This is a genomic window from Stenotrophomonas pavanii (genome assembly GCF_900101175.1).
Classification (GTDB): domain Bacteria; phylum Pseudomonadota; class Gammaproteobacteria; order Xanthomonadales; family Xanthomonadaceae; genus Stenotrophomonas; species Stenotrophomonas pavanii.
This window is the reverse complement of record NZ_FNFQ01000001.1, coordinates 605,549-629,711: the sequence shown is the minus strand read 5'-3', so window position 1 is coordinate 629,711 and position 24,163 is coordinate 605,549. Positions and strand designations below refer to the sequence as shown.

The window sequence follows — 24,163 nt, the reverse complement described above, 5'->3', positions numbered from 1 at the left end:
GTGTGGAATCAGCCGATGGGAGGGCGCGAGATCGGCGGCAGCGGCGGCGCCGGACGCCCGCTGGCCGGGATCGGCTGCGGGGCCAGCGACAACGCGGGACCAGCCATGAACGGCAACGGCTGCACGACCAGCAGCGGGTGCTGGGCGCAGCTGCGCACGCAGTCCTTGATCTGGCAGTGGGCGTCGTGGGCGGGGGCCTTGGCCTGCGGGGCCGGGTCGGCCTGCATGCCGGCGTGGTGATGGCAGTCGGCCCCGCTGTCCACCGCAGCGGCGGCCATGGCGTGCGCCATCCGCCCCATGTCCTCGTGGCCACCGGCCATGGCCGCGTTCAGCCCGTTGAGCAACAGGCTGAGCATGAGCACGACACGCAGCAGGGTCGAGGCAAGGGACATGCCGTCAATTTAGCCGCAAGCGGGCGCGGATGCACTTGTTGCTGAATGTCGTGTTCAAGATTGGACCTGCACCAATGTAGCGCCAAGCCCGCGCTAGGCGGCTTCTGCGGCAACGGTAGCCGAGCGTGGGCTCGGCCCTGCACGGCGCCCGGCGTTACCCTTCCTCGCGCACGATCTCGACCAGGCGCGGGCCGTAACGGCTCAGCTTGGTGCCGCCGATGCCGCCGACCCGGGCCAGCGCATCCAGGCTGGTCGGGCGCTGCTCGGCGATGTTGCGCAGGGTGCTGTCGTGGAAGATCACGAAGGCCGGCACGTTCTGTTCGCGTGCCAGTTCGGCGCGCAGGCCGCGCAGCGCGTTGAACAGGGCCAGGTCCTGCGGCAGCACCGACAAGCCGGTGCGCTGCGCACTGCGCTCGCGACCGCTGCTGCTGGCCGGGTCGCGGCGCATGCTGATCTGGCGCCGGCCGGTCAGCACGTCGCGGCTGGCGTCGGTCAGGCGCAGGCCACCGTGGCCCTCGCTGTCCACTTCCAGCAGGCTGGCCGCCACAAGCTGGCGGAACACGCTGCGCCAGGTGCGTGCATCCAGGTCGCGGCCGATGCCATAGGTGCTGAGCTTGTCGTGGCCCTGCTGCTTCACCTTCTCGTTCTCGCTGCCACGCAGGATGTCGATCAGGTGGCCGACGCCGAAGCGCTGGCCACTGCGGTAGACGCAGCTCAGCGCCTTCTGCGCCGGGATGGTCGCATCCCACGAAGCTGGCGGGGTCAGGCAGTTGTCGCAGTTGCCGCAGGGCTGGGGATAGGTCTCACCGAAGCCGGCCAGCAGCACCTGGCGACGGCACTGCATCGATTCGCAGTAGCCCAGCAGGTGGTCGAGCTTGGCCCGCTCCAGCTGCTTGCGTTCTTCACCGGCCTCGGATTGCTCGATCATCTGCTTGAGCAGCACCACGTCGCCCAGGCCGTAGCACAGCCACGCTTCGGCGGATTCGCCATCGCGGCCGGCGCGGCCGGTCTCCTGGTAGTAGCCTTCCATCGACTTGGGCAGGTCGGTGTGCGCGACAAAGCGCACGTCCGGCTTGTCGATGCCCATGCCGAAGGCGATGGTGGCGCACATCACGATGCCGTCCTCGCGCAGGAAGCGGCGCTGGTTGTTGGCGCGCACCTCCGGCGGCAGTCCGGCGTGGTAGGGCAGGGCGTTGAAGCCCTGGCCGCAGAGGAATTCGGCGGTCTCCTCGACCTTGCGCCGCGACATGCAGTAGACGATGCCGGCCTCGCCACGATGGCCATGCAGGAAATCAGTCAGCTGCTTGCGGGCATTGTCCTTCTGCACCACGGTGTAGCGGATGTTGGGGCGGTCGAAGGAACTGACGAAGTGGCGCGCTTCCTGCAGGTCGAGGCGCTCGGCGATCTCGCGCTGGGTCGGCGGATCGGCCGTGGCGGTCAGCGCGATCCGCGGGATCTGCGGCCAACGCTCGTGCAGCACGGTCAGCTGGCGATATTCGGGGCGGAAGTCATGGCCCCACTGCGACACGCAGTGCGCTTCGTCGATGGCGAACAGGGCGATGCGGCTGCGCGACAGCAGCGACAGGAAGCGGCCGGTCAGCAGCCGCTCGGGGGCGACATAGAGCATGTCCAGCTCGCCGGCAAGCAGTTCGCGCTCGACGCGGCCGGCGGTCTCGGCATCCAGGGTTGAATTCAGGTACTCGGCGCGCACGCCCAGCTGGCGCAGGGCTTCGACCTGGTCCTGCATCAGCGCGATCAGCGGCGAGATGACGATGCCGCAACCGTCACGCAGCAGGGCCGGCACCTGGTAGCACAGCGACTTGCCGCCGCCGGTGGGCATCAGCACCAGGGCGTCGTGCCCGGCAGCGACGTGCTCCACGATGTCCTGCTGGGGACCACGGAAATCGTCGTAACCAAAGACGCGTTGGAGCAGGTCGTGCGCGGGACGGGAAGGCATCCGGCTAGTTTACCCCGGCGGGGGAGTCGGCAGGGCTGCGCCCTGGGAACGCGCCATCGCATGCGCGCTGCCGCTCCCACGCTTCGCTGCGCGAAACGCGGGCCCCACTTACCAGCTCCCAGACCCCCGCCGCTTCGCGTCCGCCCCCTGACTCAGGGGGCTCTCCCCCAGACCTGGCCCGGTGGCGGGTAGATCCACGCCATGCGTGGATGAAAACTGTCAGATATCGAAAAACAAGATGGGGTCGGATCCGTTTTCCGTCGGAAAACGGATCCGACCCCAATGGCTTTGCCGGCAGATCGCGGAAATCTGTCGAAGGCGGGGTGGGTCCGGTGGCAGGGGTGTCCGCGGCATGGATGCCGCGGCCAAGCCCCCAAGGACGGGTTTACGGCGTCCCCTGCCACCGGGCCCACCCCGCCATCCCTCAGGAAACCCGCTTCTGCTGTTGCTGTTGCCGGCCAGCGGCCGGCACTACCACGGGTGCAGGGCGCAGCCCTGCCGAGCCCCCCAAACTCTTACTGCAGCAGCGAGCGCAGCATCCAGGCATACTTCTCGTGGGTCTGCAGCCGCTGGGTCATCAGATCCTCGGTCGGGGCGTCGTCACCCTTGGCCGCCACCTCCAGCACTTCACGTGCCGTACGGCAGACCGCTTCGTTGGCGACCACCAACTGGCGTACCATTTCCCGCCAGTCCGCGCTGTCGGTCAGGCCCGGTTCCTCGGCGATCGAGGTCAGCGCAGCGAATTCCCGGTAGGAGCCCGGGGCATTGAAGCCCAGCGCGCGGATGCGCTCGGCCACATCGTCCAGTGCCGCCCACTGCTCGGTGTACTGCGTCTCGAACATGGTGTGCAGCGAGTTGAACATCGACCCGGTCACATTCCAGTGGAAGTTGTGCGTCTTCAGGTAGAGCGTGAACGCGTCAGCCTGGAAGCGCGACAGACCGTCGGCGATCTTCTTGCGGTCGCCCTGGGTGATCCCGATATCGATGTTCGGCGCCGACGGTGCCGCCGCTGCAAGCTTCTGCTTGCCGGTCTTGGCCTTGGTCGTGCTCTTGGTCTTCGCCATGGGGTTCCTCCTTGTGGAATCGTTGGCCTTCACAATAAACCGGTCGTGATGACTGGTCGCTTTCAAAGTTTTGAACGAACCGATTGATGAACTCTATCGATAAAAATCCGTCGCCTCGCCTGCGCCAACAGCGTGCCGCCATCGACGGTGCCATGAGCCGCGACCGGGGCCGTTTGCTGGGGATGCTCTCGCGTTGCCAGGCCAAGCCACAGGATGCGGCGCTGGCCGCCACCTTCGAGCAGGCCTTGCAGGCGTCGGTGCAGCGCCGGCAGGTGCGGGCGCAGCAGCAGCCGTCCATCACTCTGGACCCGCAGCTGCCGATTGCGCGTGAAGCCGATGCCATCGTCGGGCTGATCCGCGACCACCAGGTCGTGGTGATCGCCGGTGAAACCGGCTCGGGCAAGACCACCCAGCTGCCGAAACTGTGCCTGGCCGCAGGCCGTGGCCAGGCCGGCATGATCGGCTGCACCCAGCCGCGACGGATTGCCGCACGTGCGGTGGCCAGCCGCGTGGCGCAGGAACTACAGAGCGAACTGGGCCAGCTGGTCGGCTACCAGGTGCGCTTCAACGACAAGGTCAGCGAAGACAGCCGCATCAAGTTCATGACCGACGGCATCCTGCTGGCGGAGATCGCCAGCGACCGCTGGTTGTCGAACTACGACACGATCATCGTCGACGAGGCGCACGAACGCAGCCTCAACATCGACTTCCTGCTGGGCTACCTGAAGCAGCTGCTGCGCAAGCGCCCGGACCTGAAACTGATCGTCACCTCGGCCACCATCGATACCGAACGCTTCGCCCAGCATTTCGACAATGCGCCGGTGATCAGCGTGGAAGGCCGTACCTACCCGGTGGAAGTGCGCTACCGCGCGCTGGAAGGCGAGGGCGAAGACCAGGGCGAACGCACCGTCAACGACGCCATCGTGTCGGCCATTGACGAGATCACCCGCCTGGATGCGCGCGGCGACGTGCTGATCTTCCTGCCCGGCGAGCGCGAGATCCGCGATGCGCACCAGTCGCTGGAACGGCGCAAGTACCGCAATACCGAGGTGCTGCCGCTGTACGCGCGCCTGTCCAACCAGGACCAGGACCGGGTGTTCAATCCCGGACCGAACCGGCGCATCGTGCTGGCCACCAACGTGGCGGAAACCTCGCTGACGGTGCCGCGCATCCGTTACGTGGTCGATCCGGGCTTTGCCCGCGTCAAGCGCTACAGCCCGCGCAACAAGCTGGATCGCCTGCACATCGAACCGATCTCGCAGGCCAGCGCCAACCAGCGCAAGGGCCGCTGCGGTCGTATCGCCGAGGGGATCTGCTACCGCCTGTACGCCGAAGCCGATTTCCAGGCGCGGCCGGAGTTCACCGATCCGGAAATCCGCCGCTCCAGCCTGGCCGGGGTGATCCTGCGCATGCTGCAGCTCGGCCTGGGCCGCATCGAGGACTTCCCGTTCCTGGAAGCGCCGGACGAGCGCGCGGTAGCCGATGGCTGGCAGCAGCTGACCGAACTGGGCGCGATCGACGCCGAGCGACGCATGACCACCATCGGCAAGCAGATGGCACGCCTGCCGGTGGACGTGAAGCTGGCGCGCATGCTGGTCGCCGCGCAGGCCGCCGGCTGCCTGCGGCCGATGCTGGTGATCGCCTCGTTCCTGGGCATCCAGGACCCGCGCGAACGTCCGCCCGAAGCACGCGGCGCGGCCGACAGCGCGCATGCGCAGTTCGCCGATGGCCGTTCCGAGTTCGTTGGCGTGCTGCGCCTGTGGGATGCCTATCGGCAGGCCCATGAAGACCTGACCCAGTCCAAGCTGCGCGACTGGTGCGGCCGTCATTTCCTCGGCTTCCTGCGCATGCGCGAGTGGCGCGAGCTGCATCGCCAGTTGCGCCTGTTGTGCGAGGAACTGGGCTGGAAGGAAGAGGCCAGCGAGGCGTCGATGGCGCCGCTGCTGGCTGGCAGCAGTGCACCGGCCCCGGCGCGCGATGACGCGGCGGCGGTGAAGGCGACCCGTGGCCAGCTGCACCGCGCCGCACGCCTGGCCCGCGAAGGCAAGGCCGAGGCCGCACCGGCCCCGGTGGCCGTGCGTGCGCAGAAGGAGCAGGCACCGGCGGGAGGGGGTTTCAGCGAGCGTGTGCGTGCCGCTGCCTACCAGACCCTGCACCGCGCGCTGGTGGCGGGCCTGCCGACGCAGATCGGCCACCGCACCGAGAAGGGCGATTTCCAGGCGCCGCGCCAGCGTCGCTTCCTGCCGTTCCCGGGTTCGGCGCTGTCCAAGCGGCCGCCGCCGTGGCTGCTGGTGGCCAACCTGCTGGATACGCAGAAGGTGTGGGGCATGACCCTGGCCGCGATCGAGCCGGACTGGGTGATTGCAGAGCTGCCACACCTGCTGCTGCGCAAGCACTTCGACCCGCACTGGTCGCGCGCGCAGGGCCAGGTGCTGGCGTCCGAGCAGATCAGCCTGTTCGGCCTGGTGCTGGCGCCGAAAAAACCGGTGCACTACGGCCGCATCGCACCGGGCGAAGCGCATGACATCTTCGTGCGCCAGGCGCTGGTCACCGGCGAGATCAATACCCGCGCCAGTTTCGTGGCCGACAACCAGAAAGTGCTGGAGATCGCCCGCGAGGAAGAAGCCAAGCTGCGCCGCGCCGGCATCGTTGCCGACGAGGACTGGCAGGCGCGCTGGTACCTGGACCGGGTACCCGCGCAGATCCATTCGGCCGCCGGCCTGGATGCCTGGTGGAAGGGGCTGGCGCCGGAACAGCGCAAGTCCCTGCACTGGTCGCTGGTTGATCTGTTGCCAGGCGAGGGCAGCGAACAGGAGCGCTATCCGAAGTACCTGGCGCTGGGCCAGGCGCGGCTGCCGCTGCATTACCGCTTCGAGCCGGGCGCCGACGATGATGGCGTGACCCTGGACGTACCGCTGCACCTGCTCAACGCGCTGGACCCGGTGCAGCTGGGTTGGCTGGCACCGGGCTTCGTCGCCGACAAAGCCTCGGCACTCATCCGCAGCCTGCCCAAGGCGCTGCGCCGCAACTACGTGCCGGCGCCGGATTTTGGCCGCGCGTTCTACGAAGCGTTTCCGCAGCCCAGCGCGGATGCCATCACCGGTGAGCTGGCGCGCTTCCTGTCACGCGCCACTGGTGCCACGGTGACTGCGCTCGATTTCGAGCCTGGTGCGATCGAGCCGCACCTGCACATGAACCTGCGCCTGCGCGACGAGCAGGGCAAGGTGCTGGCAACCTCGCGGGATCTGGATGCGTTGCGCGCGAAATTCGGTGGCCGTGCCGGCGATGCCTTCGCTGCACGCGCTGGGCGCGAGATGGCAGCCGATGGCCTGCGTACGTTCCCGGCCACGCCGATCCCGCTGCAGGTGCCTGGCGAAGCCGGCGTGCCGGCCTATCCGGCGCTGCTCGTCGAAGGCGACAGCGTGGCGCTGCGCATCTTCGCCGACCGCCAGCAGGCGCAGGAAGCGCACCCGCTGGGTGTGCGCCGGTTGCTCGAGATTGCCCTGGCCGACAAGGTGAAGCAGGCCCGCAAGCAGTTGCCGGTCGGTGCCAAGACCGGTCTTCTCTACGCGGCGATCGAATCGCAGGAGCGGCTGCGCGGCGACCTGGTCGATGCGGCGATGAATGCCGTGCTGGCCGAGGGCCTGGAGGAAATCCGCGATGCGACGGCGTTCGAGCAGCGTCGCGAACACGCTGCCAAGGCCCTGTTTGGCGAGGCGATGTCGCGGCTGAAGCTGGCCGAGACCATCCTGGCGCTGGTGGCCGAACTGAAGCCGATGCTGGAGGCGCCGCTGATGGGCTGGGCGCGCGGCAACCTGGACGACATGGAAGCGCAGCTGGCCGGGCTGATCCACCCCGGCTTCCTGCGCGACACGCCGGCCGACGCGCTGGCGCAGTACCCGCGCTACCTGAAGGCGATGATCCTGCGCACCGAACGCGCCAAACGCGATCCGCCGCGTGACCAGGCGCGCATGCTGGAACTGCATCCGTTCCTGGAAGCGCTGGAGGCGGGCGAGCAGCAGGGCCTGCGTGATCGCCCGCAATGGCAGGCGCTGCGCTGGGATCTGGAAGAGCTGCGGGTGTCGCTGTTCGCGCAGGAGTTGGGCGCGCGCACCGGCATCTCGGCGAAGAAGCTGGCGCAGCGGGTGGCCGCGCTGCGCCAGGCCTGATCGGGCGCCAGGGTCGCCCCATCCGGCGACCCTGGCGGCCAGGCATAATCCGGCGCGGCCGGATTGCCCGGGCGCTATTTGGTGCGACGTACCTTCGGCTGCACGTTCACGCCGTCCACCTTCATGTACCAGGCGCCCATCACGCCCGGGCGCATGCTGACCTTCGGGGCATCCTTGCGGCCGCCGGAGTACTGCGTGGCATCGATCTGCTCCCATTCCTGGCCGTTCTGCAACACGTAGCGGCGGCCCTGGCCGAAGCCACGGAACTCGCCCTGCAGGTGGCTTTCGATCGGCTCGCTGCTGCCGAAGTCGAGGAAGCCGCGGTTCTTCTTGATCACTTCCTGGCGGCCTTCTTCGCGCGCGGCGGCGACGGCCTGGGTGGTGGCCGCCTCGACCTTGCCCTGCAGCCAGCGGTTGAGCGTGGCCAGTTCACCGGCACTGAGCTTGTCCAGGCCGGCGGCCTTGAACTCGGCGGGCGACATCTGCTGCTGCAGATCGCCCTCCACCACGCGCTGGGCCAGCGCAGGCGCGGACAGGGACAGCAGCACGGCGGCACAGGCCAGCAGCCGTGGACGGACGCGCGGGGCAATCGAAGGCATGGCGGGTCTCTCCTGGGTATGTTCGCGAGTGTAGCGGCATGTCCTCATGCCGGGTGGTGGTGGCCGCAGTGATTGTCCCTGAACGGTACCGGCGCTAGTGTAGGGCCCTCTGTCTTGCCTGCTCGATGCTGTGAACCGCGCTTCCGTCCCCGGCCTGGATGCCTTGTTGAACCGTCCTTCGGCAGCGGTGCTGCCTGCTCCGCTGCGCCAGGCCCTGCGCGAGCACTGGGAAGCGCCAGCGTGCGACCACCAGATGCGTGCCACCTGGTCGGTACTGGGCGACACCCTCGACGCGCTGGCGATGCTCTCGGCCGACGAAGGCGCGGTGGTGGCCGCCTTGCTGTTTGACCTGCCGGGCCTGCGTGCCAGCCTGGACCAGCTGCCGCTGGGCAACCACAAGGCGGCGGTGATCGGCCTGCTCGACGGCCAGGATGCCGCCGATCCGGTGTGGGCACTGCATGCCGGCCGCGAGGCCGGGCGCAACAGTGAAGGCCTGCGCCGGTTGCTGCTGGCGATCATCCGTGACCTGCGCGTGGTGCCGATCCTGCTGGCACGCCAGCTGGCGCGGATGCGTGCAGCCGACAAGCTGGACGACGGGCAGCGCCGCGCACTGGCGCAGCTGACCCGTGACATCCACGCACCCCTGGCCAACCGCCTGGGCATCTGGCAGCTGAAATGGGAGCTTGAGGATCTGGCGTTCCGCCACCTGGAACCGGAGACCTACCGCCGCATCGCCCGCGAGGTGGACGAAACCCGCATCGCCCGCGAGCGTTACGTCGAGAACGTCAAGAAGGTGCTGTCGCGCGAACTGGTCGCGCAGGGCATCAAGGCCGAAGTGAGTGGCCGGCCGAAGCACATCTACAGCATCTGGCGGAAGATGCAGAAGAAGCGGTTGGCCTTCGACCAGCTCTATGACATCCGCGCAGTGCGGGTGATGGTCGACGATGTCGCTGCCTGCTATGCCGCGCTGGGCGTGGTGCACGCACTGTGGGCACCGGTACCGAGTGAGTTCGACGACTACATCGCACGGCCCAAGGCCAACGACTACCGCTCGCTGCACACTGCGGTGGTCGGTCCGGAAGGGCGCACCATCGAAGTGCAGATCCGGACCCATGAAATGCACTCGCAGGCCGAGCTGGGCGTCGCCGCGCACTGGAAGTACAAGGAAGGCGGCAAGGGTGCCGAGAAGGCCTTCGATCGCAAGATCACCTGGATGCGCCAGCTGCTGGAGCAGGCCCAGGACGGGCAGGGCAATGAACTGGCCGGGGCGCTCGATGCCGAGCTGACCGAGGACCGGGTCTATGCACTGAGCCCGAAGGACGAGGTGCTGGACCTGCCGCAGGGCGCCACCCCGCTTGATTTCGCCTACCAGGTGCACACCATGGTCGGCCACCGCTGCCGCGGTGCCAAGGTCAACGGCCGCATCGTGCCGCTGACCTATCGCCTGCGCAGTGGCGACCGCGTCGAGATCCTGACCGGCAAGGAGGCCGACCCCCGTCGCGACTGGCTGATGCCGGCCAACGGCTTCCTGGCCAGCAACCGCTCGCGCGAAAAGGTGCGCAGCTGGTTCCACAAGCTGGACCGTGCGCGCAACGTGCAGGCCGGCCGCGAGCTGCTCGAGCGCGAACTGAAGCGGCTGGGCCTGCAGCACTCGGACCTCGCCATCGCGGCAAAGAAATTCCATGCCGATAGCGTCGATGACCTGTACATCCAGGTGGCGCTGGGCGATACCGGCCCGAACCAGGTCAGCCGCGCGCTGCTGGAGGCGGAGCGCGCCGCAAGCCAGCCGCCGCCGGCGCCGACCCTGCCGCGGCCGACCGCGCGTCGCGAGAATCTGGGCAAATCGAAGTTCACGGTGCAGGGCGTGGGCAACCTGCTGGTGCAGCTGGCACGCTGCTGCCAACCGGTGGCCGGCGAGCCGATCGTCGGCTACCTGACCCGTAGCCGGGGTGTCACCGTGCATCGTGCAGACTGTGCAGCGCTGGCCCGGTTGGCGGCCACCAGCCCGCAGCGCATCCTGCCGGTGGAATGGGGCCAGGCCGGCGGTGGCTATGAAGTGGACGTGGTGGTCGACGCCGTCGACCGCCGCTGGCTGCTGAAGGACATCACCAACCTGATCGCCCAGGAGGACGCTTACGTGCTCGACATCCACAGCGACAACGTGCGCAACAGCGGCCGTGCGCACCTGCGGCTGCGGCTGAAGGTGAGCGATTACGGCCAGCTGTCGACCCTGCTGGGCAAGCTCGATGCGCTGCCGGGCGTGAGCGAGGCGCGTCGCCTCGGCTGAGCTTCACGCTGCCCCGGCTACCCTTGCACGCATGGAACGCGAGCCCCCGCATCGCCCGCATGGCGCTGAACATCCGGCGCTGGACCGCGTCCGCCGCGAGGGGCGTTGGTGGTGGCTGCAGGCGCGCCATGCGCGCCGGATCTGGCGCTGGGCGCTGCTGGCAGCGCTGGCGGTGTTCGTGCTGCTGGTCCTGCTGCGCAAGCCGCTGGCCGATTGGTTCTGGGATGAGCCGCAGATCGAACAGCTGCTGGCCGAAGGGGATCGGGCGCTGGCCGCCGGGCGCCTGAGCGATGCTGATGGCAGCGGTGCACGCGAGCGCTACCAGGCAGTGCTGGCACTGGATGGCGATCGGCCGCAGGCGCGCCAGGGCCTGGCCAATACCGGCGCGGCAGCGCTGCAACAGGCCCGCGACCGCCTGCAGGCCGATGACCTGGAGGGCAGTGCACGGGCACTGGCACTGGCCCGCGAACTGCAGGTGCCGCAGGCTGAAGCCGAAGCGGTTGCCCGTCAGTTGCAGGCGCGACGCAGTGCCGGTGCGGGAATCGGGGCATTGCTGGCACAGGCGCGCAATGCGTTCGCGGCCGGGCGCCTGGATGACGGCGAGAGCAGTGCATTGCCCCTGTTCCAACGCATCCTGGCCCTGCAGCCGGACAACCTGCCCGCACTGGAAGGGCGCGAAGACGCATTGAGCGACCTGCTGCAGCAGGCGCGCATGCGGGCCGGGCGAGGGGAGCTTGCCGACGCAGCGGCGATCCTGCGCCGCGCCCGTCAGTTCGATGCCGGGCATGCCGATCTGCCAGCCAGCGAGGAAGCCCTGGCGCGCGCGGTCGACCAGCGCCTTCGGCAGGCGCAGCGTTCGTTGCAACGGCAGCAGCTGGACGCAGCGGCCAGGGGCTTCCTGGCGGTGCTGGCGGTGGCCGCCGATGATTCCAACGCCCAGCGCGGGCGTGAGCAGGCCTTGCAGGCGGTGGTGGCGCGCAGCCAGAAGCTCGCCGACGATTTCCAGTTCGACGCGGCGCAACGTGATGCGGCATTGGCCGTGGAGCTGGGGGCGTCGCAGGCAGTGCAGCAGCAGCTGACGCAACGCCTGCAGCGCGCGCGGCAGGCGCAACAGGCCCTGCAGCAGCCTGCGGTCAGCAGTGCGCAGCGCGAACGCCAGCTGCGCGACCACCTGCGGAAGATCGAGCGCGCCGAGCGTGCAGGACAGTGGATCAGCCCGCCGGGACACAGCGCGTTCGACGCGCTGCGCGAAGCCCAGTCACTGGCGCCCCGCGACGCGCGGGTGAAGGCCGCTGCCGCGCGCCTGCTGCCCGCCAGTCGCCGCTGCTTCGACGACAATCTGCGGCAGAACCGCGTACAGGCCGCAGGTGCCTGCCTGCAGGCCTGGCAGACCCTGTCACCGACTGCGTCGGGGTTGCCCTCGGCGCGGCTGCGCCTGGCCCAGCGCTGGCTGGCGATCGGCAGCGAACGGCTCGGCAGCGGCGACCTGGCCTTTGCCGAACATGCCGCCGAACAGGCGCGGTTGCTGCAACCGGACCTGGCCGAACTGCCGGCGTTTGAAGATCGCCTGCGCCGCGCCGGTGGACGGGTGGACTAGTCGAAGAACACGCGCTGCACGGTTGCGCGGGCGGCTTCGAGCGAGAAATGCTCGGCGACATTGGCCAGACCGGCGTCGGACAACTGTTGCCACAACTGCGGATCCTGGTACAGGCGGATCACCGCATCGGCGAATCCTTCGGCGTCGTCGGCCACCAGCACATCCTTGCCCGGGTGCAGGTGCATGCCTTCCACGGCGCACGTGGTACCGACCACCGGCTGGCCATGGGCCATGCTCAGGTTGATCTTGCCCTTCACTCCGGCGCCGAACCGCAGGGGTGCGATGGCGATGCGCGCGCCGTCCATGTAGGGCGTGATGTCTTCGACGAAGCCGTGCATCTGCACGCCGGGTTGGCGCGCGGCCAGTGCCAGCAGCGATTCCGGGGCCGCCGCGCCGATGCAGTGCAGGCGTACCTCCGGCAGGCGGGCACGGATGCGCGCGAAGACCTCGCCGATGAACCATTGCATGCCATCCAGGTTCGGCGGATGGCGGAAGCCACCGACAAACACCAGGTCGTGGCGCTGCTCGAACGCCGCGCCGGCACCGGCAACCTCGTGCAGGTTGGAGATCAGCTCGACCCGCACCCGTGGCGCATCGGCCTGCAGCTGCTCGCGCTCTGCGGCACTGACCAGCACCGTGATGTCGCACTGTTCCATCACGGCCAGTTCGCTGCTGCGGGTGCGTTCTGCGGCGCGCAGCAGGGCCGCATCGCCGGCCACTTCGGCACCGCGGCGTTCACGCAGGTAGTGCAGGTCGACGGTGTCGAACACCGTGCGTGCCTGCGGCGCATAGCGCTTGAGCAGGGGCAGGCACTCGTGGGCGACGTGGTGGCGCACCAGCATCGCCACGTCGAACCGCGAGCCGTGGCTGCGCAACCAGCCGGCCACGCCGTCAAGGAACGGTGCGTACCAGACTTCCACGCCCATCCGCTGCAGCGCTTCGGTCGCCGCGCCGGCATGCTCGCGCCGGGTCGGCACGAACACCACATGCGCACCGCCCTGCAGCAGCAGGCGGATCAGATTGACCTGGCGCAGCGATCCGGAATCACGATCCGGCTGCGGCACTTCCTCGTCCAGGATCAGCACCTGGCGCCGGCCGCGCAGCAGCAACGCCGGCGACGGCACGTCGCCGACCGCCGGGTGGCGGGCCAGTTCGGCGGCCCAGCGGGCGGCGAAGATGGCCTGGTTGCGCACCTGGTAGGCCTTCACCCCGCTGCCGGTGTCGGTGCCGTTGCTGGTGCCTTCGTCGTGGACCACCCGGCTGGCCGGCTGCACCAGCACGCGCAGGCCGTGTGCACGCACGCGGAAGGCCAGGTCGGTGTCCTCGTAGTACGCCGGCCTGTAGCGGGTGTCGAAGCCATCCAGCTGCTGCCACAGCGCGCGCGGCAGCATCAGCGCCGCACCGGAGCAGTAGTCGACGTCGCGCAGGCTGGCAAAGCGCGGATCGTCAGCCGCTTCGAAGCGGCCATAGCTCCAGCCACTGCCATCGGTGAAGATCACGCCGCCCGACTCCTGCAGGCGGCCATCCGGGTACAGCAGCTGGCTGCCGACCAGGCCGGCGCCGGGCACGCTGCCGAAGGTATCCAGCAGGGCATCAAGCCAGCCGGGTTGCGGCACGGTATCGTTGTTGAGCAGCACCACGTAGCGGCCGCGTGCGCGCGACACCCCATCGTTGCAGGCGTCGATGAAGCCGCCGTTGTGCTCGCGTACTTCATAGCGCAGCCCGGCCACCTGCGGCATCCACTGCACGGTGGCATCGCTGCTGCCGTCATCCACCACCAGGATCTCGCAGGCGGCCGCCGGCGGGTGCGCCGCCAGCGCGCGCAGACAGGCCAGGGTGTGGTCGACATGGTTGTAGACCGGAATGATGATGCTCACCTCCGGCGACGCGCTGAACGGCACCGCGAAGGGGGCGAACTCCTGGGCCGGCGGCAGGAACAGCGGCGTGCGCGGCGCGGGAACGGCGCGCTGGGTGTGCACGCGGATGCGTTGCCAGGTGGCCCGCCAGCCACGGGTGCGCAGGCTTGCCAGGCTCCGGCGGGCCAGGCCCGACAGGCGGTTGATCAGGTATCGGATCTCGGCCAGGGACATCGCCATCCGGTTGCAACTCCAGCTTAAGCAGGGGAACCCGGGAGAACCCGCCAGCCGCAGCGGCTGGGGTAGACTCGCCAGACCCTACATTCTCGCATTCCCGTGCCCCGACGCTACGATTCCGACGACATCGACGATTTCGACGACGACCAGCAGGACAGCGGTCCGCTGTGGCGGCGCCGGCTGATCACCTGGAGCATGGCTGCGGTCGCGTTGGGGCTGGGGTTCCTCATTCCCTATACGCTGTACCTGAACCAGCAGGTGACCCAGCGTTTCGGCGAGTTGCGCTGGCAGATCCCGACGCGCGTGTACGCGCGCCCGCTGGTACTGACCCCCGGCAAGGCGATGGATGCGTCCACGCTGAAGACCGAGCTGGCCGCCTCGGCCTACCGCGATGACGGCCAGGGCAAGGAGCCGGCCACCTACGCGGTGAACGGCGGGCGCTTCGTGATCGCCAGCCGCGGCTACAACGACGTTGACGGCCGGGTGGCCCCGCGCCGGGTGGAACTGACGCTGGCCGATGGCGGCGTGGCCTCGCTGCGTGACGCCGACAGCCGCAAGGCGTTGAAGGCGGCGCGGCTGGATCCGGCGCGTATCGCCACCCTCTATGGGCAGAAGCAGGAAGAACGCCGGCTGATCCGCATGGACGAGGCGCCGGACCTGCTGGTGACCGGCCTGCAGGCGGTGGAGGACAAGGACTTCAACCGCCACCACGGCATCGACCTGTCCGGCATCGCGCGCGCCGTGTGGGTGACGATCCGCTCCGGTGGCCAGAGCCGCCAGGGCGCTTCGACGCTGACCCAGCAGCTGGCCCGCAGCGGCCTGCTCGGCATCGGCAAGGAACAGACGATCACCCGCAAGTTCAACGAAGTGCTGTACGCGCTGATCATGGAAGCGCGCTACGACAAGCGCACCATCTTCGAGGCCTATCTCAACCAGGTGTACCTGGGCCAGCGCGGCAGCCAGGCGATCCATGGCATGTCCTCCGGTGCCGAGTTCTGGTTCGGCCGCGACCTGCAGTCGCTGGAGACCGAGCAGATCGCCCTGCTGATCGGCCTGGTCAAGGGACCGTCCTTCTACGACCCGCGGCGCAACCCGGAGCGCGCGCTGGATCGCCGCAACTTCGTGCTGGGCAAGCTGCACGAGGCCACGCTGATCGACGACGCCGAGTACCAGCGCGCACTGAAGGCACCGTTGGGCGTTCCCAAGACGCCGGGCCTGGTGGCGGCCAACCGCTTCCCGGCCTACGTTGACCTGGTCCGTCGCCAGCTCGGCCATGACTACCCGGAATCGGCGCTGCAGGGTGCGGGCCTGAGCGTGATGACCGGCATGTCGCCGTCCGCGCAGGCCTACGCCGAAGGCGCGGTGACCCGCACCATCAAGTCGCTGGAAAGCAAGCGCCGCCCCGAGCTGCAGGCCGGCATGGTGCTGACCGACGTGCACAACGGCGACGTGCTGGCGGTGATCGGCAGCCGCGAGGTGTCCGAGGTCGGCTTCAACCGCGCGATCGAGGCGCAGCGTCCGGTCGGTTCGCTGCTCAAGCCGTTCGTCTACCTGCTGGCCCTGGCGCAGCCGGACCGTTACTCGCTGGCCAGCTGGGTCGATGACTCGCCGGTGACGGTGCAGCTCGGCCGCGGCCGCAACTGGAGCCCCGGCAACGCGGACAACCGCAGCCACGGCACGGTGCGCCTGATCGACGCACTGGCGCATTCCTATAACCAGGCCACGGTGCGCGTGGGCATGCAGGTCGGCCCGGAGCGCGTGACCCAGCTGATCCATGTCCTGGCCGGCATCAAGGCCGACGCCAACCCGGCGGTGATCCTCGGCTCGACCGACCAGAGCCCGTACGCGATGGCGCAGCTGTACCAGTTCCTGGCGTCCGGCGGCGAGATCCAGCCGCTGCACGCGGTGCGTGGCGTGCTCGATCCGCAGGGCAAGCTGCTCAAGCGTTACGACAAGACGCCGGCACCGGCACAGGAAGGCGACTCGATTGCCGCCAACCTGATCAGTGTCGGCCTGCAGCAGGTGGTCGCCAGCGGCACCGCGCAGCGGCTCAATGCCGACGGCCTTGGCCGCCTGCAGCCGGCCGGCAAGACCGGTACCACCAACGACGGGCGCGACAGCTGGTACGCCGGCTACACCGGCGATCACCTGGCGGTGATCTGGATCGGCAACGACCAGAACGAGCAGGCCGGCCTGTATGGCGCCACCGGTGCGATGCGGGTCTGGTCGGGCATCTTCCAGCGCCTGCCGAGCGCGCCGCTGCGGGTCAGCAACAAGGGCCTGGACTGGCAGTCGGTCGCCCCGACCGGCCTCAACAGCACCGATGAAGGCTGCCCCGGCGCGCGCCGTTTCCCGTTCGTGGTGGGCTATGCCCCGGCCTACGCCCCGTGTGCACCGGCCGCGCCGCCGGACGGGCAGGGCGAGGCTGAAGGCGAGGGCGGTGGCTGGCGCAGCTGGTTCGGCCTGGACCGCAAGCCGGACGCCCCTGCCGAGCCTGCCGCCGCCTCTCCTCCGCCAAGCCGATGATGCCGATGAACATGCGAATCCTGCTGCAGCCCCTTGCCCTGACCGGCCTCAGCCTGGCCCTGGCCGCCTGCGTCAGTACTGCACCGCCGGTGGTCAAGCCGGTGGATACCACGACGCCGGCGCAGCGGCTGGCCGCGGTGGACGCGGCCGCGGGCCCGGATGACAAGGAGTTGTCGGTGCAGCCGCTGCGTGATTCGCAGGTGGAAGACCTGCGGCTGACCGCACAGGCGCAGCGCCAGGCCAACGACCTGGCCGGTGCCGCCAGCAGCCTGGACCATGCGCTCGACATCGTGGCCGGGGACCCGGCCGTGCTGCAGGAGCGGGCTGAACTGGCGCTGCTGCAGGGCCAGTGGGCGCAGGCGGAGACGTTCGCACGCAAGGCGGTGGATCTGGGCTCGAAGACCGGGCCGCTGTGCCGCCGGCACTGGGCGACGATCGAACAGTCGCGCCTGGCGCGGGGCGAGAAGGAGAATGCGGTGTCGGCGCACGCGCAGATTGAAGGCTGCACGGTGCCGGGGATCAAGCGGTACTGAATTTCCAGCCAACGGCGCAGCCCCTCGTGGCTGTGGGTTGGTCGTTGAAGCCAGAAGCAAAAGCCGCGCTTGGCCGGGCGGGGTGGGTTCGCGGGGGACGCCGTGAACCCGTCCCTGGGGGCTTGGCCGCGGCATCCATGCCGCGGACACCCCCGCGAACCCACCCCGCCCGGCCTCTGACAGTTTCCGTGTGCGTCCAGCCACGGAAAAGAAAAAGAAAATCAAAAGCGGGTCGCACGCTGCGCGCGCGCGGTAATTCATCCTCTTTCCCCGTTCCCTCCACCGCTTTTGACATCCCAGCCGAGCAAGCTCGACTCTACGACGCGCGTGCCTCCGTCACCGGGACACTGTCGAAGGCGGGGGACTGTGGGTTTGCGGGGTGTCCGCGGCATGGATGCCGCGGCCAAGCCCCCAAGGACGGGTTTACGGCGTCCCCGCAAACTCACAGTCCCCCGCCCGCCCTCAGTGCAACCCAGAGCCATGACTGTCGTTGCCGTTGCTGTTGCCTTGGCTTGAAACGGGTGCCGGGCAGCGCCCGGCCGGGTATCCTCTCCCTCTGATGTCCGACCTTGTCCATGCCAGCCGCGAAGCCCTCAGCGACGGCGGCGCGCTCGCCTCGCACCTGGATGCCTTTGTCCCGCGTCCAGCACAGCTGCACCTGACCGAAGCCATCGCCGACGCGCTGCAGCAGCGTGACCTGCTGCTGGCCGAGGCCGGTACCGGCACCGGCAAGACCTTCGCCTACCTGGTGCCGGTGCTGCTTTCCGGGCTGCGCACCATCATCTCCACCGGTACCCGCGCGCTGCAGGACCAGCTCTACCATCGCGACCTGCCGCGCGTGCGCCAGGCGCTCGGCGTCGGCCTGCGCAGTGCACTGCTGAAGGGGCGCGCGAATTACCTGTGCCGCTACCGCCTGCAGCAGGCCCGCGGCGAACCGCGGTTCTCCAGCCCCGAACAGGCCGCGCAGTTCCAGCGCATCCTGGCCTGGTCCGGTCGCTCGGAGTTCGGTGACATCGCTGAGCTCGACGGCCTGGCCGATGATTCGCCGCTGCTGCCGATGGTCACCTCCACCGTCGACAACTGCCTGGGTACCGATTGCCCGTTCTGGGATGACTGCTTCGTGGTGCGTGCGCGGCAACGTGCGCAGGCCGCCGATGTGGTGGTGGTCAACCATCACCTGCTGCTGGCCGATCTGGCCCTGAAGCAGGACGGTTTCGGCGAACTGCTGCCGGGGGCGCAGGCCTTTGTCATCGACGAGGCACACCAGTTGCCCGAACTGGCTGCGCAGTTCTTCGGCGAGGGGTTCGGCATGCGCCCATGGCAGGAACTGGGCCGCGACTGCCTGGCCGAGGCGCGCGGCGTAGGGGGCGCGCAGTCGGCCCTGCAGGAACCGGTGGATCAGCTGCAGCAGGCATTGCTGGCGCTGCGTTCGGCGATGGAAGGGCTGCCGCTGCGGGGTACGCAGTGGCGTGCGCTGGCCATGCCGCAGGTCCGCGACGGATTCGATACGGTGATGGCCGGCCTGGTGACGCTCGAGCAGGCTTTGCAGCCGCTGCGCGAAGCGGCGGCGGGCCTGGATGCCTGCCATGCGCGGGCGCGCGAGGCGGTCTCGCGGCTCGGTCGCTGGCTGGGCGATGATGCGCCAGCGCTCGATTTCGATACCGACCCGGCCGACGCTGCCAGTCCCGCCGATGTGCTGTGGTACGAACTCACGCCGCGCGGGTTCCGCTGCCAGCGCACGCCGATGGATGTGTCCGGCCCATTGCGCGAGCATCGCGAACGCAGCCGTGCGGCGTGGATCTTCACCTCGGCCACGCTGACCGTGGGCGGTGGTTTCGACCATATCGCCACGCGCCTGGGCCTGGACGATCCCCACACGCTGGTCCAGCCAAGCCCGTTCAACTGGCCCGAGCAGGCGTTGTGCTACCTGCCCGAAGGCCTGCCCGATCCGGCGGCGCGCGGATTCGGCACCGCGCTGATCCAGGCCCTGCGGCCGGTGCTGCAGGCCTCGCAGGGCAGGGCGTTCCTGCTGTTCGCCTCGCACCGCGCCTTGCGCGAGGCCGCCGAGGCACTGCGGGATGGGCCATGGCCGTTGTTCGTGCAGGGCGAGGCGCCGCGCGCAACACTGCTGCAGCGCTTCCGCGAGTCGGGCAACGGCGTGCTGCTCGGTTCGGCCAGTTTCCGCGAAGGCGTGGACGTCGTCGGCGAAGCGCTGAGCGTGGTGGTGATCGACAAGCTGCCGTTTGCGGCACCGGACGATCCGGTCTACGAAGCGCGGCTGGAGGCGATCCGCAGCCAGGGCGGCAATCCGTTCCGCGACGAACAGCTGCCGCAGGCGGTGATCGCCCTGAAGCAGGGCGTCGGCCGCTTGATCCGCAGCGAAAGCGATCGTGGTGTGCTGGTGTTGTGCGATCCGCGCCTGCTCAACCGGGGGTATGGCCGGGTCTTCCTGGATTCACTGCCGCCGTTCCGCCGCACCCGCAGCCTGGCCGATGTGCAGGCCTTCTTTGCGCCACAATGGGCGCCCGTGGCCGACGATGCGGCTGCTCCGGCGGCCACCGTGGCGGGCCCGGAGCCCACTCACGGTGCCACGTTCCCCCTGTTCTGACCCGATCCGATGAAACTGCTCGCCTTTGAAACCGCCACCGAAGCCTGTTCCGTTGCCCTGCATGTCGATGGGCAGGCGCTGGAACGGTTCGAGATCGCCCCGCGCCGGCATGCCGAGCTGAGCCTGCCGTGGGCCGAGGCGTTGCTGGCCGACGCCGGCATCAGCCGTCGCCAGCTCGATGGCATCGCGCTCAGTCGCGGCCCGGGTGCATTCACGGGCGTGCGCCTGGCGATTGCCATCGCCCAGGGCATCGCCCTCGCGCTGGACCGCCCGCTGCTGCCGGTCTCGACGCTGCAGGTGCTGGCGCTGCGCGCACCGGCCGGGGAAACGCAGCTCCTGTCGGCGATCGATGCGCGGATGGGCGAACTGTATGTCGCCCGCTTCGAGCGCGTGGACGGCCTGCCGGTGGCGCGCGATGCCGAGCGCGTCTGCGCGCCGGCGGCGGTGGCGTTGCCGGAAGGGCTGTCCGTCTACGGTGTGGGTACCGGTTTCGCCGCAGCCGAGGGTGCGCTGGTCGCGCAGCTCGGTACAGGCCTGCGCGGTTTCGACGCCACGGCATTGCCGCGTGCGTCGGACGTGCTCGCACTGGCGGTGCCGGCGTTCGCGCGCGGCGAAGCCATTGCACCGGAGAAGGTCGAGCCGGCCTACCTGCGCGACAACGTGGCACTGACCCTGGTCGAGCAGCAAGCCGCGCGCGAGGCGAAGGCGAAGGCCAACGGCTGAGCCCCTCGTGGCGGGGCTGGTTGATCGCGTAAATCAAAAGCCGCGCTTGGCCGGGCGGGGTGGGTTCGCGGGGGACGCCGTGAACCCCGGAGGGGGGGTTACGGCGTGTCCTGCAAGCCCAGACCGCCCCGCCAAACCCAAAGCCCAACCGCCGCTTTTGACGTTGACGTTGACGTCCAGCGGGTCCCGGGCCGCAGGCCCGGGCAACAAAACCCTACCGGTCGTCGTGCAGGGTGCCACCCGGCAGGAACACCCACGTGCGGGTGACCTGCAGGATGTCGATCTCGTCCTCGGTCTTCGGCAACGGCGGGAACGGCTGGGCCAGCTGCACCACCCGCAACGCCGCCTCATCCAGCAACGGCGTCCCGCTCGAACGCAGGATCCGGCTGCTCTCCACGCTGCCATCGCGGCGCACGCCGACGCTGATCACCACCTGGCCGCCGAGCCGGCGCTGCCGGGCCTCGTCTGGGTAATTCAGGTTGCCGACGCGCTCGGCGCGGTCGACCCAGGCGCGCAGGTAATTGGCGTAGGCATATTCGCGCGTGCTGGCCGACACGAACTTGCGGTTCGGGCGCTTGGCGTACTGCGCCGAGCGCAGATGCACCTCGGCCGCCAGCCGCGCCATTTCGGCATCACGCTGCTCACGTGCCGTCAGCGGTGCATCCGGTTCCGGCTGCTCCGGTGTCGGGCGCGCCTGCGCCTGGGCCACCGCCTCTTCGCCGTTGCGGCTGCTGACCACCCGCGCCTGCGGCGGGGGCGCCGGGGCGGCCGACTGCTGCTGTTGCGGTACCGGGCTCAGTCCGGCCTGGGCCTGCGGCACGATGCCGGCCTGGTTGTCGCGTGGGCGCTGCGCACGGTCGTGCTCGCCACCGCCCTCCTGGCTGGCCGCGGCAAGGAAGTCGGCCTGCTTGGGCGTCAGCGCAGTGCGCGTCTGGCTGAAGATCACCTCCAGCGTCGGCACCAGGGGTGCATCGCCCTTCACCGCAAAGCCCACGCCCAGGATCAGCAGGGCGTGGACCACGACCGACAACGCAACGGTGGCGCCCAGCCGTTGCGCTTCGCGCCGCGGCGGCGGCAGGACGGCGGGTGCGGCCTCCATCAGCGCAGGCCGGCCTCGAGCGCGTCGAACAGGGTGCCAGCGATGTTCAGGCCGTACTGCGCGTCCAGCTCGCGCACGCAGGTCGGGCTGGTCACGTTGACTTCGGTCAGGTAATCGCCGATCACGTCCAGGCCGACGAAGCGCATGCCACGGCGCTTCATCTCCGGCCCGACCTGGGCGGCGATCCAGCGGTCACGCTCGCTCAGCGGGCGGCCTTCGCCGCGGCCGCCGGCCGCGAGGTTGCCGCGGAACTCGTCACCCTGCGGGATGCGCGCCAGGCAGTAGTCGACCGGTTCGCCGTCGACCAGCAGGATGCGCTTGTCGCCGGCCGTGATGTCGGGAATGAACTTCTGGGCCAGCGCCAGCCTGCGACCGCCGTCGGTCAGGGTCTCCAGGATCACGTTCAGGTTCGGATCGCCCTGGCCGCTGCGGAAGATCGAGCGGCCGCCCATGCCGTCCAGCGGCTTCAGCACGGCCTGGCCGTGTTCCAGGGCGAAGGCCTTCAGCGCCTTGGCATCGCGGCTGACCAGGGTCGGCGGGCAGCACTGCGGGAACAGCAGGGCGGCCAGCTTCTCGTTGTAGTCGCGCAGCCCCTGCGGGTTGTTGACCACGCAGGCGCCGGCGGCGGCGGCCACGTCCAGCACCTGGGTGTCATAGACGTACTCGGCGTCGACCGGCGGGTCCTTGCGCATCAGCACGATCTGGCCGGGACCGAACGCGGTACGGCTGAACGCGCCCAGCTCATACCAGCCGGCCGGGTCGTCGCGCACCTGCAGCGGCGCGGTCTGGGCGACCGCCACGCCACCTTCCAGCGCCAGGCCGCCCGGTCGCACGTAGTGCAGGGCATGGCCGCGGCGCTGGGCTTCCAGCAGCATGGCGAAGGTGGTGTCCTTGGCGATCTTGATGTGGGCGATGGGATCCATCACCACGATGACGTTCAACGGCATGGGCGCACCTGTCAGGCAAGGCGTTGATGGTAGCGGCAACGCTGGCCGCGCGCCTCCCCGGCGGACTGCAACGCAGCGTCCGCCTGCCGGCGGCGCAGTCATTGCGAACCCGGTCACGTTCAGCCCGGTGCTACCCCCTGCGCGGCAGGCCGGCCTTGAAGCGGGCGCGGAAAGTGCGATATAGATACGCTTTCGCAGCGGCTCCCGCCAGAGATTGGGCCGTGCGCTTGGGGATAGGCAATGACTGAAAACACGACTGCGGGCGGGGAACTCGCAGGACTCCGGGTGATGGTCATCGATGATTCGAAGACCATCCGCAGGACTGCGGAAACGCTGCTCAAGCGCGAAGGCTGCGAGGTGGTCACCGCCACCGACGGCTTCGAGGCGCTTGCCAAGATCGCAGACCAGCAACCGCAGATCATCTTCGTCGACATCATGATGCCGCGCCTGGATGGGTACCAGACCTGTGCGCTGATCAAGGGCAACCAGCTGTTCAAGGCGACCCCGGTGATCATGCTGTCATCCAAGGATGGTCTGTTCGACAAGGCGCGGGGGCGCATCGTCGGCTCGGAGCAATACCTGACCAAGCCTTTCACGCGCGAAGAACTGCTGGGTGCCATCCGCACATACGTCAACGCCTGACCAGGGGGGAAAGGCACAATGGCTCGTATCGTCCTGATCGAGGATTCACCGACCGACCGCGCGGTGTTCACCCAGTGGCTGCGCCGTGCCGGCCACGAGGTGCTGGAAGCGGACAACGCCGAGGATGGCCTGCAGCTGGTCCGCGACCAGGTGCCGCAGCTGGTGCTGATGGACGTGGTCCTGCCCGGCATGAGCGGTTTCCAGGCCACCCGGGCGATGGCCCGCGATGCGGCGATCAAGCACATCCCGGTGATCATCGTCAGCACCAAGGCGATGGAAACCGACAAGGCCTGGGGCCTGCGCCAGGGCGCGGCCGATTACATCGTCAAGCCGCCGCGCGAGGATGAACTGATCGCGCGGATCAACGAACTGGTGGCCTGATGCGCTCGCCCTTCGACATTCTTGAAGCCTACGAACGACGCAGCCTGGCCCATGCAGTGCAGCTGCCCGGGCGGCAGTTCGCCCAGGACCTGTGGCGTGGCGTGGGTTACCGCGTCGGCCAGCGCCGGCTGGTGTCCGATTTCCGCGAAGTGGTGGAAATCGTGCCGATGCCGCCGGTGACCCCGGTACCCTGCGCGCAGCCCTGGCTGCTGGGCGTGGGCAACCTGCGCGGCAACCTGTTCCCGGTGGTCGACCTGAAGTACTTCCTGGAAGGCGCGCGCACCGTGCAGCAGGAAGGCCAGCGCGTGCTGATCATGCGCCAGGCCGGTGGCGACGTCGCACTGACCATCGATGAACTGTTCGGCCAGCGCAGCTTCGAGCTCGACCAGCAGATCGAAGCGGGCACGCTGGCCGAAGGTCGCTACGGCCATTTCGTTGACCGTGCCTTCCATGCCGACGGCCACGACTGGGGCGTGTTCTCGCTCTCGCTGCTGTCGCGCACCCCTGAATTCCGGCAAGCCGCGGCCTGAGGCCGGGCATCGCCCC

At 69.1% G+C, this 24,163-nt stretch carries 17 protein-coding genes; 10 read left to right on the top strand and 7 right to left on the bottom strand.

Annotated elements, in window-relative coordinates:
* Positions 1-8: 8 nt before the first annotated feature.
* The 3 genes from BLS66_RS02895 to BLS66_RS02885 form a co-directional block, all read right to left on the bottom strand.
* Positions 9-392 (bottom strand): CopL family metal-binding regulatory protein, encoded by a 384-nt coding sequence (locus tag BLS66_RS02895; protein WP_074725028.1) that lies wholly within the window; start codon positions 390-392, stop codon positions 9-11.
* Between the two features lie 154 nt (positions 393-546).
* A complete protein-coding gene (gene recQ / locus BLS66_RS02890) occupies positions 547-2,349 on the bottom strand; it encodes a DNA helicase RecQ (protein ID WP_074725027.1) in 1,803 nt (600 codons plus the stop codon).
* Positions 2,350-2,864: 515 nt separating this feature from the next.
* Positions 2,865-3,413, bottom strand: a complete 549-nt coding sequence (locus tag BLS66_RS02885) for a Dps family protein (protein WP_005410730.1) — start codon at positions 3,411-3,413, stop codon at positions 2,865-2,867.
* An 86-nt stretch (positions 3,414-3,499) separates the two neighbouring features.
* Here BLS66_RS02885 and hrpA point away from each other — a divergent pair, with 86 nt between their 5' ends.
* A complete protein-coding gene (gene hrpA / locus BLS66_RS02880; RefSeq protein WP_074725026.1) occupies positions 3,500-7,582 on the top strand; it encodes an ATP-dependent RNA helicase HrpA in 4,083 nt (1,360 codons plus the stop codon).
* A gap of 74 nt (positions 7,583-7,656) precedes the next feature.
* Here hrpA and BLS66_RS02875 read toward each other — a convergent pair whose 3' ends face one another.
* Positions 7,657-8,181 (bottom strand): hypothetical protein, encoded by a 525-nt coding sequence (locus BLS66_RS02875; RefSeq protein ID WP_049466497.1) that lies wholly within the window; start codon positions 8,179-8,181, stop codon positions 7,657-7,659.
* A gap of 130 nt (positions 8,182-8,311) precedes the next feature.
* On the opposite strand from BLS66_RS02875, the gene BLS66_RS02870 reads away from it, so the two are divergent.
* Positions 8,312-10,468 (top strand): RelA/SpoT family protein, encoded by a 2,157-nt coding sequence (locus BLS66_RS02870; protein ID WP_049466499.1) that lies wholly within the window; start codon positions 8,312-8,314, stop codon positions 10,466-10,468.
* Positions 10,469-10,499: 31 nt separating this feature from the next.
* On the top strand, positions 10,500-12,065 hold the full coding sequence (locus BLS66_RS02865; protein WP_074725025.1) for a hypothetical protein: 1,566 nt from the start codon (positions 10,500-10,502) through the stop codon (positions 12,063-12,065).
* Here the strand turns inward: BLS66_RS02865 and BLS66_RS02860 are convergent.
* Positions 12,062-14,161 (bottom strand): glycosyltransferase, encoded by a 2,100-nt coding sequence (locus BLS66_RS02860; RefSeq protein ID WP_074725024.1) that lies wholly within the window; start codon positions 14,159-14,161, stop codon positions 12,062-12,064. The genes BLS66_RS02865 and BLS66_RS02860 overlap by 4 nt on opposite strands.
* 96 nt (positions 14,162-14,257) lie before the next feature.
* On the opposite strand from BLS66_RS02860, the gene mrcB reads away from it, so the two are divergent.
* From mrcB to tsaB, 4 genes are all read left to right on the top strand, one after another.
* Entirely contained in the window at positions 14,258-16,684 is a 2,427-nt protein-coding gene (gene mrcB, locus BLS66_RS02855; RefSeq protein WP_064239043.1) for a penicillin-binding protein 1B, read from the top strand.
* Entirely contained in the window at positions 16,681-17,217 is a 537-nt protein-coding gene (locus BLS66_RS02850) for a hypothetical protein (RefSeq protein WP_080355539.1), read from the top strand. Before mrcB ends, BLS66_RS02850 begins: the two co-directional genes overlap by 4 nt.
* Before the next feature lie 559 nt (positions 17,218-17,776).
* The gene (yoaA, locus tag BLS66_RS02845; protein ID WP_057495230.1) at positions 17,777-19,825 is read left to right on the top strand and encodes a DNA repair helicase YoaA; all 2,049 of its coding nucleotides are present in this window, start codon (positions 17,777-17,779) and stop codon (positions 19,823-19,825) included.
* 9 nt (positions 19,826-19,834) lie between these two features.
* The gene (gene tsaB, locus BLS66_RS02840; RefSeq protein WP_074725023.1) at positions 19,835-20,548 is read left to right on the top strand and encodes a tRNA (adenosine(37)-N6)-threonylcarbamoyltransferase complex dimerization subunit type 1 TsaB; all 714 of its coding nucleotides are present in this window, start codon (positions 19,835-19,837) and stop codon (positions 20,546-20,548) included.
* A gap of 214 nt (positions 20,549-20,762) precedes the next feature.
* On the opposite strand, the gene BLS66_RS02835 is transcribed toward tsaB, so the two are convergent.
* Together BLS66_RS02835 and gshB are read right to left on the bottom strand one after the other, a co-directional pair.
* Positions 20,763-21,647 carry an energy transducer TonB family protein gene (locus BLS66_RS02835; RefSeq protein WP_049468077.1) on the bottom strand — a complete coding sequence of 295 codons (885 nt, stop codon included), beginning with the start codon at positions 21,645-21,647 and terminating at the stop codon, positions 20,763-20,765.
* Positions 21,647-22,594, bottom strand: coding sequence for a glutathione synthase (gene gshB, locus BLS66_RS02830; protein ID WP_057494962.1), 948 nt, complete (start codon positions 22,592-22,594; stop codon positions 21,647-21,649). Before gshB ends, BLS66_RS02835 begins: the two co-directional genes overlap by 1 nt.
* Before the next feature lie 240 nt (positions 22,595-22,834).
* Between gshB and pilG the strand changes: the two genes are divergently transcribed.
* Genes pilG through BLS66_RS02815 form a run of 3 tightly spaced genes read left to right on the top strand, consistent with a single transcriptional unit; the run spans position 22,835 to position 24,147 of the window.
* The gene (pilG, locus tag BLS66_RS02825) at positions 22,835-23,236 is read left to right on the top strand and encodes a twitching motility response regulator PilG (RefSeq protein WP_005418455.1); all 402 of its coding nucleotides are present in this window, start codon (positions 22,835-22,837) and stop codon (positions 23,234-23,236) included.
* Positions 23,237-23,254: 18 nt separating this feature from the next.
* Complete coding sequence (locus tag BLS66_RS02820) at positions 23,255-23,617, top strand: response regulator (RefSeq protein WP_005410717.1); 363 nt, start codon at positions 23,255-23,257, stop codon at positions 23,615-23,617.
* A complete protein-coding gene (locus BLS66_RS02815; protein WP_057494963.1) occupies positions 23,617-24,147 on the top strand; it encodes a chemotaxis protein CheW in 531 nt (176 codons plus the stop codon). The genes BLS66_RS02820 and BLS66_RS02815 overlap by 1 nt, the downstream gene beginning before the upstream one ends.
* Positions 24,148-24,163: the final 16 nt, after the last annotated feature.